13 protein-coding genes are annotated in these 9163 nt (G+C 72.1%); 5 read left to right on the top strand and 8 right to left on the bottom strand.

The features are described from left to right. From ACQKIP_RS31270 to ACQKIP_RS31280, 3 genes are all read right to left on the bottom strand, one after another. Window positions 1-120: Tex-like N-terminal domain-containing protein (locus tag ACQKIP_RS31270; protein WP_427744818.1), on the bottom strand; the 120-nt coding region annotated here is incomplete at its 3' end. Window positions 121-192: 72 nt separating this feature from the next. Then, window positions 193-336, bottom strand: coding sequence for an LPFR motif small protein (locus ACQKIP_RS31275; RefSeq protein WP_365855275.1), 144 nt, complete (start codon window positions 334-336; stop codon window positions 193-195). A gap of 132 nt (window positions 337-468) precedes the next feature. Continuing rightward, window positions 469-1359 carry an SCO6745 family protein gene (locus ACQKIP_RS31280; protein ID WP_365855273.1) on the bottom strand — a complete coding sequence of 297 codons (891 nt, stop codon included), beginning with the start codon at window positions 1357-1359 and terminating at the stop codon, window positions 469-471. 140 nt (window positions 1360-1499) lie between these two features. Between ACQKIP_RS31280 and ACQKIP_RS31285 the strand changes: the two genes are divergently transcribed. Both ACQKIP_RS31285 and ACQKIP_RS31290 read left to right on the top strand, forming a co-directional pair. Next, entirely contained in the window at window positions 1500-2510 is a 1011-nt protein-coding gene (locus ACQKIP_RS31285; protein ID WP_365855271.1) for a GlxA family transcriptional regulator, read from the top strand. A 7-nt stretch (window positions 2511-2517) separates the two neighbouring features. Beyond that, complete coding sequence (locus ACQKIP_RS31290) at window positions 2518-3150, top strand: DJ-1/PfpI family protein (protein ID WP_365855269.1); 633 nt, start codon at window positions 2518-2520, stop codon at window positions 3148-3150. On the opposite strand, the gene ACQKIP_RS31295 is transcribed toward ACQKIP_RS31290, so the two are convergent. Beyond that, a complete protein-coding gene (locus ACQKIP_RS31295; RefSeq protein WP_365855267.1) occupies window positions 3140-3901 on the bottom strand; it encodes an enoyl-CoA hydratase/isomerase family protein in 762 nt (253 codons plus the stop codon). The genes ACQKIP_RS31290 and ACQKIP_RS31295 overlap by 11 nt on opposite strands. Before the next feature lie 93 nt (window positions 3902-3994). Between ACQKIP_RS31295 and ACQKIP_RS31300 the strand changes: the two genes are divergently transcribed. Together ACQKIP_RS31300 and ACQKIP_RS31305 are read left to right on the top strand one after the other, a co-directional pair. Beyond that, window positions 3995-4660, top strand: coding sequence for an HdeD family acid-resistance protein (locus tag ACQKIP_RS31300; RefSeq protein ID WP_365855265.1), 666 nt, complete (start codon window positions 3995-3997; stop codon window positions 4658-4660). A 195-nt stretch (window positions 4661-4855) separates the two neighbouring features. Further along, window positions 4856-5347, top strand: a complete 492-nt coding sequence (locus tag ACQKIP_RS31305) for an ATP-binding protein (RefSeq protein WP_365855795.1) — start codon at window positions 4856-4858, stop codon at window positions 5345-5347. Between the two features lies 1 nt (window position 5348). Here the strand turns inward: ACQKIP_RS31305 and idi are convergent, their stop codons facing one another. The 4 genes from idi to ACQKIP_RS31325 all read right to left on the bottom strand — a co-directional run bounded on the left by idi (window position 5349) and on the right by ACQKIP_RS31325 (window position 8593). Next, window positions 5349-5942, bottom strand: coding sequence for an isopentenyl-diphosphate Delta-isomerase (gene idi / locus ACQKIP_RS31310; RefSeq protein ID WP_365855263.1), 594 nt, complete (start codon window positions 5940-5942; stop codon window positions 5349-5351). Between the two features lie 139 nt (window positions 5943-6081). Then, window positions 6082-7011, bottom strand: coding sequence for a cation diffusion facilitator family transporter (locus ACQKIP_RS31315; RefSeq protein ID WP_365855261.1), 930 nt, complete (start codon window positions 7009-7011; stop codon window positions 6082-6084). A 162-nt stretch (window positions 7012-7173) separates the two neighbouring features. Continuing rightward, window positions 7174-8160 (bottom strand): UDP-glucose 4-epimerase GalE, encoded by a 987-nt coding sequence (galE, locus tag ACQKIP_RS31320; RefSeq protein ID WP_365855259.1) that lies wholly within the window; start codon window positions 8158-8160, stop codon window positions 7174-7176. 205 nt (window positions 8161-8365) lie between these two features. After that, on the bottom strand, window positions 8366-8593 hold the full coding sequence (locus tag ACQKIP_RS31325; RefSeq protein ID WP_365855257.1) for a hypothetical protein: 228 nt from the start codon (window positions 8591-8593) through the stop codon (window positions 8366-8368). On the opposite strand from ACQKIP_RS31325, the gene ACQKIP_RS31330 reads away from it, so the two are divergent. After that, window positions 8585-9163 (top strand): CDP-alcohol phosphatidyltransferase family protein (locus ACQKIP_RS31330; protein ID WP_427744816.1); only part of this gene is annotated, 579 nt, incomplete at its 3' end. The genes ACQKIP_RS31325 and ACQKIP_RS31330 overlap by 9 nt on opposite strands.

The raw sequence follows: 9163 nt of genomic DNA on the forward strand, positions 1-9163 counted from the left end.
GATGAAGGGCACCGTCGAGCCGCCGTCGAGCAGGTCGACGGCGGCCTTCACCTGCCGCTCCCGTACGCCGAGTTCTTCGGCGATCCTGCCTTCGATCGATGCTGGAGTGGACGTCTGCAGAGGTGCCACGTTTCCCGCCTTCTCACTGGGGTTGCCGGGCAATTGTGGCAGGTGGCACCGACAGCGGGGGGATCAGACCCGGCGTGCCCGCGCCGACCGGCCTCCGGAGCGTGAGGCTCCGCGCAAGACGCGGGCCAGGGCCCGGAACGGCCATGTCACCAGGAGGGCGAGCGCCGTGCCGATCGTGCGCAGGACATCCGCGATCGCACGGAACACGGGATTTCCCCTCTCGTCGCCCGGTCCGGCACGCAGGTGTGCGGGACCGCTGACGCACGGGTACCTCGGACCGAGCGGATCATGCCCCGGGGCGCCCTGCCGGTCGGGCCGGGACGCCCGCAGCGCTCCCGCCTACTCCTTGCCGAGCAGATCCGCCGGGAACGCCCCGGCCTGCAGTGCGGCGCCCGCGAACACCGTGCCCAGTTCGGTCAGGCGCTCGACGCCCGCGGCGCCCAGGTGCTCGTACGGCGCCCGGTCGAGGCGGTCGGTGGCCTCCTCGACGTCCCGGCGCAGCTCGACGCCCGCCTCTGTCAACTCGGCCGTGCCGTCGTGCAGTCCGCGGGCGTGCAGGCGCTGCACGGCGGCGTCCCATTCCTCCTGGTTCCAGCCGCGGGTGGAGAAGTTCCACTTCGGCCGCATGCCCTTGCCGGTCGCGGTGTGGCTCACCAGGGCCTCGAGGCCGTCGAGTTCGGCGTGCTGGAGGGCCGTGAGGTGGCCGTCGCCCCGGTGCTCGCGCAGCAGGGTCGCGGCGTGCCAGAGCGCGAGGTGCGGCTCCTGCGGGACGGGCAGGTCGGCGTGGGCGGCGTACAGCGGGCGTGCGGAGCGGGAGCAGGCCTCGGCGGCGCGCAGGGCGAGCTCCGCCGCCTCCGCCATCTCCGGGGAGGCGAGGGCTTCCTCGCCCAGGAGGCGCCGCAGCGTCGCGTCGACGGCACGCAGGCGTGCGGCGAGGACGTCCTCGGGCGATGCGAGGCGCCAGATGGCGGGGACGTGCCGGGCCACGGCCTCGTGCTTGTAGTTGTAGAACGCCGCCGTGACCACTCCGGCCCCGACCGGGCCCATCGCCGCCGTGCGCACGGCGAAATTGACCGCCTTCGGGTGGGTGATGCCGATCTCGGTCAGCTCGCGGCCGGTATCGGGCGAGAAGTAGTGCGTCGAGTGCAGCGAATTGAGCACGTTGTGACATCGACGTCCCGCACGAGGGTGCAGTGCCGGGGCCGGGGTGGGGGGCGAGAGAGAAGTCATGGAGGCACGTTACCGACTGGTTGGTATGAGGTGAAGCCCGGGGCGCCCGCGCGAACCATCCGGGGGTGCGTCCGGCCGATGGCAGGAAAGGTGGGCCATCCGTCATTGCGGCCACGCCGCACGGGGCCAAGAATCGGGGCATGGAGCAGCGAACCGTTCTGGTCGTCCTCTTCGACGGGGTACAGAGCCTCGACGTCACGGGGCCCGTGGAGGTCTTCGCGGGCGCCGCCCTCTGCCGCGGCGGCGACGAGCCCGCGTACCGCATCCGCACCGCGTCCCTGGACGGCGCCCCCGTACGCACCTCCAGCGGGCTCACGCTCGTACCGGACTCCTCCCTCGCCGACGCCCCCGAGCCGCACACCCTCCTTGCCCCAGGCGGCCTGGGCACCCGCGAAGCCGACCCGCGCCTGATCGCATGGCTCCGGGAGAACGCCCCGCGCGCGCAGCGCCTGGTCTCGGTCTGCACCGGCGCCATCCTCCTCGCCGAGGCGGGCCTCCTGGACGGCCGCCGGGCGACGACGCACTGGGCGTTCTGCGGCAAGCTCGCCCGCGACCACCCGGCCGTCGAGGTCGACCCCGATCCGATCTTCGTCCGCGACGGTCACGTCGCCACGTCCGCGGGCGTGACCGCGGGCATCGACCTGGCCCTTGCCCTCGTGGAGGAGGACCTGAGCAGGGACGAGGCGCTGACGGTCGCCCGCCATCTCGTCGTCTTCCTGCGCCGGCCGGGGAACCAGGCCCAGTTCAGCGCCCAGCTCGCCGCGCAGACCGCCCGGCGCGAGCCGCTGCGCGAGGTCCAGCAGTGGATCACCGAGCACCCGGACGACGACCTCTGCGTCGAGTCGCTCGCCGCCCGTGCCCGGCTCTCTCCCCGGCACTTCGCCCGCGCGTTCCAGTCGGAGACCGGGATGACGCCGGGCAAGTACGTCGAGCGGGTGCGCGTCGAGCACGCAAGACGCCTCCTGGAGGACACCTCCGACGGGGTAGAGGAGATCTCGCGCGCCTGCGGCTACGGCACTCCGGAGGCGATGCGCCGGGTCTTCGTCAAGATCCTCGGCGCGGCGCCCGCCGAGTACCGGCGGCGCTTCCACGCCCCTCTCGCTCCCCGCGCCCCTCTCGCGCACCGGCAGGCCCCCGCCCTCAACGGATAGGCACCCCATGCAGATCGCCGTCGTCCTGTTCGACCGCTTCACGTCCCTGGACGCGGTCGGCCCGTACGAGACCCTCAGCCGCATGCCCGGCGTCGAGACCGTCTTCGTGGCCGAGCGCCCCGGGCCCGTGCGCAACGACAGCGGCTCCCTCGCGCTCGTCGCCGACCGCGCCCTGGCCGACGTGCCGAGTCCCGACGTCCTTGTCGTCCCCGGCGGGCCCGGCCAGAGCGACCAGATGGCGAACGAGACGCTCCTGGACTGGCTGCGCTCGGCGGACGCCACCAGCACCTGGACCACGTCCGTGTGCACCGGATCGCTCCTGCTCGCGGCCGCCGGGCTGATCGAGGGCCGCCGCGCCACCTCGCACTGGCTCGCGCTCGGCGAGCTTGAGCGGTTCGGCGCGCGGCCGACGGGGGAGCGCGTCGTCTTCGACGGCAAGTACGTCACGGCGGCCGGAGTCTCCTCCGGCATCGACATGGGGCTCGCCCTGATCGGCCGGATCGCGGGCGAGGAGCGGGCCCGGGCCGTGCAGCTCCTGACGGAGTACGACCCGCAGCCGCCCTTCGACGCCGGGTCCCCGCAGAAGGCGCCCGCGCACCTGGTCGAGCAGTTCCGCGCGGCCAGCCGCTTCAGCCGGTAGGGGCTGCGCCGGGCGTCCACGTGAAGCGCGGCTCGCGGCGCTCCAGGAAGGCGGCGACCCCCTCGGCGGTGTCGCCGCCCGCGCGCGCCTGTGCGCCCCAGTGGGCGTCCCGGTCCACGCGCCCCGCGGCGAATTCCTTGGCCGCCGCCTGCGTCAGCTGTGAACGGGCGGCGAGGATCCGGGTGAAGTCCGCGACCCGCTTGTCCAGCTCGCCCGCGGGCAGCACCTCGTCCACCAGGCCGGTGCGCAGCGCACGCCCCGCGTCGATCAGCTCGCCGGAGAACAGCAGATACTTGGCGGTGGCGGGCCCCACCAGCGACACCAGGCGCCGCGTCGACGAGGAGGGGTAGACGATGCCCAGCTTCGCCGGAGTGATCCCGAACAGGGCTGCCTCGTCGACGAACCGCAGATCGCAGGCCGCCGCGAGCTGGCTGCCCCCGCCCACGCAGTAGCCGCGCACCGCGGCGAGCGTCGGCTTCGGAAAGGCCGCGAGCGCCTCCTCGGCCCGCACCGCCAGGTCCTGCGCCTCGCCCGGCGACTGCCGCAGCGAGGAGATGTCGGCCCCCGCGCAGAAGGTCGCGCCCTCGCCGGTCAGCACGACCGTCCGTACGGCCGGGTCGGCGGCGAGCCCGGCGAGCAGCGGCGGAACCTGCCGCCACATGTCCGCCGTCATGGCGTTGCGCTTGGCCGGATGGTCGATGACGACGGTGGCGACACCCCGGGTGACGGCGTGCCTCAGCTGCGGCTCCATGCGCCGGATGCTATCCGCACGCCTCGAACGTACGATCAAGAAGGGGCGGCCCTGAGAACTCTGCGCAGCGGGGGAAGCAGGACGGAGACGCTGATGGCCCTGTTCAAGACCTCCAAGACCGCCAAGACCGCCGACCCCGCGCAGAACGCCGGGCCCGCCGGGACCCCGAAGGCCGCCGCGCCGGATGCCACGGACGCCAAGCAGCTCAACCGCAGTCTGGGCTGGCTCGCCCTGCTGGGCGCGATCCTGGCCCTGGCGGGGATCGTGGGCCTCGTGTACGCGGGCGTCGCCACTTTGACCTCCATGCTCCTCTTCGGCTGGCTGCTCCTGATCGGCGGTTTCGTCGGACTGCTGCACGCGGTGCAGTCCCGCGGCACGAACTTCTTCTGGCTGGGCGTCGTCGTGGCCGCGCTGAACCTCGCGGCCGGTGTGGTGATCATCCGCAGGCCGGAAGTGGCGGCGGAAGCGCTGACGATGTTCGCGGCGCTGCTGTTCCTGACCGGTGGCGTCTTCCGCCTGGTCGGCAGTCTGGTGGTGCGCGGCCCGCAGTTCGGCTGGACGCTCGTGCAGGGCGCCTTCGGTCTCCTGCTCGGCATCCTGGTGCTCGCCAACTGGCCCAGCAGCAGTCAGTACGTGATCGGTTGCTTCTTCTCGCTCGCGCTGCTCTTCGACGGCCTCGGCCTGCTGGCCACGGGTCTCGGCGGGCGCCGCATCGTGAGCATGGTGGCGGATCGTGAGCATGGTGCCGGAGCGGCCTGACAACCCGTACAACCCGAAGAAGGCATGAAAGCGAAGCCGGGGGATCAGGAACCGTCGCAGGGGTGACGTGGTCGGACGTTTGTGATCAAATACCGCCGATAATCGCTGACTTCTGGTCAGTCATGCGGTCCGGACCAGTGCGTTCCCAACACTCTTCGTGTGGTGACAATCGAGCGCAAGGGCGGCGACCGGACGATGGACGACGAGGGGAGGGGGCCCGGCCCACTCCCTCGGGAGACCGGGAAGGTGCCGTACGAGGGTGTGTGGCGGTTCACCGCCGCCGCCGTCGACGCCTCGGTGCCCCAAGCGCGGCACGCGGTACGCGACCTGCTCGCCCGGCAGGGCGTGCCCGCGTCGGACGACCTCGTGCAGGGCCTGCTCCTGATCGTCTCCGAGCTGGTCACCAACGCGGTGCGGCACGCGGCCCTGCTGTCGCCCATGCTGGCCGTGGAGGTGGCGGTGGGCGCCGAGTGGGTGCGCGTCTCCGTGGAGGACGACCACCCCTACCGCCCGACCGCCCTGGTGGCCGACCACGGCCAGACCGGCGGCCGCGGGCTTCTCCTCGTCCGCGAGATCACACAGGAGGCGGGCGGGGCCTGCGACGTCGAACACACCGCGAGCGGCGGCAAGATCATCTGGGCGGCCCTGCCCCTGAAGCCCAACGGATCGGCCCCGGCCGCGAGTTGACTCACCAGCCGGCGGAGGGTCCCGTCAGCTCCCGGATCGCGGGCCGCGCGGCGTCCAGGACCGTCATGAACCACGCCGAGAACGGGCCCTCGGCATGCCGCTGCGCCAGCTCCCCGGCCGTCACGAAGGCGGTCTCGCCGACCTCGTCCGCGTCGGGCCGCAGCGGCGCCTGGACCATCCCGACGAAGAGGTGGTTGAACTCCTGCTCCACCAGGCCCGAATCCGGGTCCGGGTGGTTGTAGCGCACCGTGCCCGCCTCCGCGAGCAGCGAGGGCGAGACACCCAGCTCCTCGTACGTCCGGCGCGCGGCGGCCGCGAACGGCGCCTCGCCGGGGTAGGGGTGGCCGCAGCAGGTGTTCGACCAGACGCCGGGGGAGTGGTACTTGCCGAGGGCGCGCTGCTGGAGCAGCAGTCGCCCCTGCTCGTCGAAGAGGAAAACGGAGAACGCCCGGTGCAGCTGCCCGGGCGCCTGATGCGCGGAGAGTTTCTCCGCCGTGCCGATCGTCCTGCCGTCCTCGTCCACGAGTTCCAGCAAGATCGCTTCTCCGGTGCCGTTCGACGAGCTGTTCGTCGCGGTGGCAGGTGTGGTCGGCATACCCATCCTTCGCTTCGGTCTTCGAGCTTCAAGTCTGCCGTACGCGAGGGGCCCTCCCGGCAAGGAACCACCGGAAGTCACCCTCAGCGGTGGTGTCAGGGGCACTGCCTCGGTCAACTGCCCCGATCGACGGCCCCCGTCAGTGGCAGAGCTTCGCCTCGTGCTCCGCGTGGCCGACCGGCTCCAGCTGGAAAGTGCAGTGCTCGACGTCGAAGTGGTCGCCCAGGCAGCCCTGGAGTTCGTGCAGCATCTTCTCGTTGCCGATCGCGTTCAGCGTCTCGGTGCTGACGACCACGTGCGCGGAGAGGACCGGCATCCCCGAAGTGATGGTCCAGGCGTGCAGGTCGTGGACGTCCTCGACGCCCGGCAGAGCCAGTATGTGCGAGCGCACCTCGGCCATGTCGACGCCCTTGGGCGCGGACTCCAGAAGCACGTTCAGGGTCTCCCGCAGCAGCTTCACCGTACGCGGGACGATCATGAGGCCGATGACCAGCGAGGCGATCGGGTCCGCGGCCTGCCAGCCGGTCGTCAGGATCAGGACCGCCGCCACGATCACCGCAAGGGAGCCAAGGGCGTCGGCCATGACCTCCAGGAAGGCGCCGCGCACGTTCAGGCTGTCCTTCTGGCCGCGCATCAGGAGCGAGAGCGAGATCATGTTCGCCACCAGGCCGACGACGCCGAAGACGATGGTCAGTCCGCCCTCGGTCTCGGCGGGCGTGATGAACCGCTCGATCGCCTCGTACAGGACGTAGCCGCCGACGCCGAGCAGCAGCAGACAGTTGGCGAGCGCGGCCAGGATCTCCGCGCGGGCGTACCCGAAGGTGCGGTTCTCCGTGGCCGGTCGGCCCGCGAACTGGATCGCGAGCAGCGCCATGCCGAGGCCGAGGGCGTCCGTGGCCATGTGTGTCGCGTCCGCGATGAGCGCGAGCGAATCCGCCATGATGCCGCCGACGATCTCGACCACCATGACGGTGACGGTGATGCCGAGCGCGATGCGCAGCCGCCCCCGGTACGCCGCCGTCGCGGTCCCCGCGTGATGTGCGTGTCCGTGGTCGTGCCCTGCCCCCATGGAAGCCGCCTCCGTGTGCTCGGTATCGGTCTTCTGTTCCCCGGCCGCGCGTCTGTCGCGATCACAGTGAACTACGGGTAGGGGGTATCCGGCAACACGGCACTGAACACCGTTGTCATATGCTCTGACCTGCGGAAATGTCCGCAGGTCAGAGCGCTGACGTCACTGACCTCGGCGCGCCTCGGGGTGGTGGAAGCACCAACCCGTCCATGCGGATTCGACCATCTCGCGTACCCCGCGCCTGGCCTTCCAGCCCAGCGCCTCGGCGGCCAGGCCCGCGTCCGCGACGGCCCGCGGCGCGTCGCCGTCGCGGCGGGGCTCGACGATCGCGGGGCGGCGGTCGCCGGAGACCTCACCGATGAGGGTGATGAGTTCGCGTACGGAAACACCCTCGCCCCGGCCGATGTTCGCCGTCAGGTCCCCCTCGGGGTGCGCCTCGAGACGGCGGGCCGCCGCGAGGTGCGCGTCGGCGAGGTCGGCGACGTGGATGTAGTCGCGCACGCACGTGCCGTCCGGCGTCGGGTGGTCGTCGCCGAAGATCCGCGGGGCCTCGCCCCGGGTGAGCCGCTCGAAGACCATCGGGATCACGTTGTAGGCCCCGGTGTCCGCGAGCTCGGGAGTCGCGGCGCCCGCCACGTTGAAGTAGCGCAGGCACACGGTCGCGATGCCGTGCGCCCGCCCGGCGGCCCGCACCAGCCACTCCCCGGCGAGCTTCGTCTCGCCGTAGGGGTTGATCGGGACGCAGTCCGTGGACTCCGTCACCAGGTCCACGTCGGGCGGGTTGCCGTACACCGCGGCCGACGAGGAGAAGACGAACCGCTTGATGCCGGCCTCGGCCACCGCTTCGAGCAGCGTCACCAGGCCGCCCACGTTCTCCCGGTAATAGCGCAGCGGCTGTTCCACGGACTCGCCGACCTGCTTGCGGGCCGCGAGATGCACCACACCCGTCACGCCGTGCTCGGCGAAGACCCGCCGCAGCAGGTCGCCGTCGAGCGAAGAGCCCCTAATGAGAGGGATGTCCGCCGGGAGCCGCTCGGGCACCCCGGCCGAGACATCGTCGAGAACGACGACCCGCTCACCGGCACCGGCCATCGCCCGCGCCACATGTGCCCCGATATAACCCGCTCCACCTGTGATCATCCATGTCATGGGCGTCGACTTTATGTCGTTTGTGCCGGTCGCACGAAGCGCGGTTTGTGGGGGCCGCCCCCGATCGACCATGATGATCGAGTCGGCGGATGCCCTCCCGGGTCGCGCTTATCGGGCCGTAAACGGGCGGTGAACGCCTGCTTCCCATCATCCGATAGCCTCTGCCGACGTGCCGCCCGGCCCTGTCGGCCAGGGGCGCCCCTCATCACGCACCTGCCCGGCGCGAGCCGCGCCGGCAATCAAGGAGTGAGTTCGTCTGTCGACCGCCATCCTGACCGGTCAGCCGGTCCCCGGGTCGCCGCTCGAAGGCGATCTGCGGTCCCTGGGGTTTGACGTCCGGGTCGCCTCCGACGCGGCGGACACCGAGACGCTGCTCGCCGCCGTCCCGGCCGGACAGCGGGTCGCCGTCGTCGACGCGCGCTTCGTGGGCCACGTCCACGCGCTCCGCCTCGGCCTCACCGACCCGCGCTTCGCGGCCTCGGCCGTCCCCGGCGCCGTCACCGCCAAGCCCGAGGCCAGGGCCGACCTGGCGCGCGCCCTCGGCGCCACCGCCGGCTCCGGCAACGGCGGCGGCTCCGCCCTCGCGGTCGAGGCGCTCGCCGACCACGTCGCCGAGGCGATCGAAGCCGGCGGCCGCGCGCTGCACCGCCCCGACCTCGGCACCCTCGTCGCCACCGTGCCCAGCGACCCGCAGGCGCGCAACGAGGCACGCCAGGCCGTCGCCGCCGTGGACGACGAAGCCGTACGCCTTCGCACGGCCGTCAAGTCGCGGGACGGCTTCTTCACGACGTACTGCATCTCCCCCTACTCCCGCTACATCGCCCGCTGGTGCGCGCGCCGCGGCCTGACCCCGAACCAGGTCACCACCGCGTCGCTGCTCGTCGCCGTGATCGCGGCGGGCTGCGCGGCCACCGGTACCCGAGCCGGTTTCGTCGCGGCGGGCCTCCTGCTGCTCTTCTCCTTCGTCCTTGACTGCACGGACGGGCAGCTCGCCCGCTACTCC

The sequence above is a fragment of the Streptomyces sp. NPDC059900 genome, assembly GCF_050270335.1.
Lineage (GTDB): Bacteria > Actinomycetota > Actinomycetes > Streptomycetales > Streptomycetaceae > Streptomyces.

What these genes read in the sequence shown, in the direction of transcription:
- ACQKIP_RS31280 (WP_365855273.1), bottom strand. Translation starts at nt 1,359, where the DNA reads ATGACTTCTCTCTCGCCCCCCACCCCGGCCCCGGCACTGCACCCTCGT.
- ACQKIP_RS31285 (WP_365855271.1), top strand. Translation starts at nt 1,500, where the DNA reads ATGGAGCAGCGAACCGTTCTGGTCGTCCTCTTCGACGGGGTACAGAGC.
- ACQKIP_RS31290 (WP_365855269.1), top strand. Translation starts at nt 2,518, where the DNA reads ATGCAGATCGCCGTCGTCCTGTTCGACCGCTTCACGTCCCTGGACGCG.
- ACQKIP_RS31295 (WP_365855267.1), bottom strand. Translation starts at nt 3,901, where the DNA reads ATGGAGCCGCAGCTGAGGCACGCCGTCACCCGGGGTGTCGCCACCGTC.
- ACQKIP_RS31300 (WP_365855265.1), top strand. Translation starts at nt 3,995, where the DNA reads ATGGCCCTGTTCAAGACCTCCAAGACCGCCAAGACCGCCGACCCCGCG.
- ACQKIP_RS31305 (WP_365855795.1), top strand. Translation starts at nt 4,856, where the DNA reads ATGGACGACGAGGGGAGGGGGCCCGGCCCACTCCCTCGGGAGACCGGG.
- idi (WP_365855263.1), bottom strand. Translation starts at nt 5,942, where the DNA reads ATGCCGACCACACCTGCCACCGCGACGAACAGCTCGTCGAACGGCACC.
- ACQKIP_RS31315 (WP_365855261.1), bottom strand. Translation starts at nt 7,011, where the DNA reads ATGGGGGCAGGGCACGACCACGGACACGCACATCACGCGGGGACCGCG.
- galE (WP_365855259.1), bottom strand. Translation starts at nt 8,160, where the DNA reads ATGACATGGATGATCACAGGTGGAGCGGGTTATATCGGGGCACATGTG.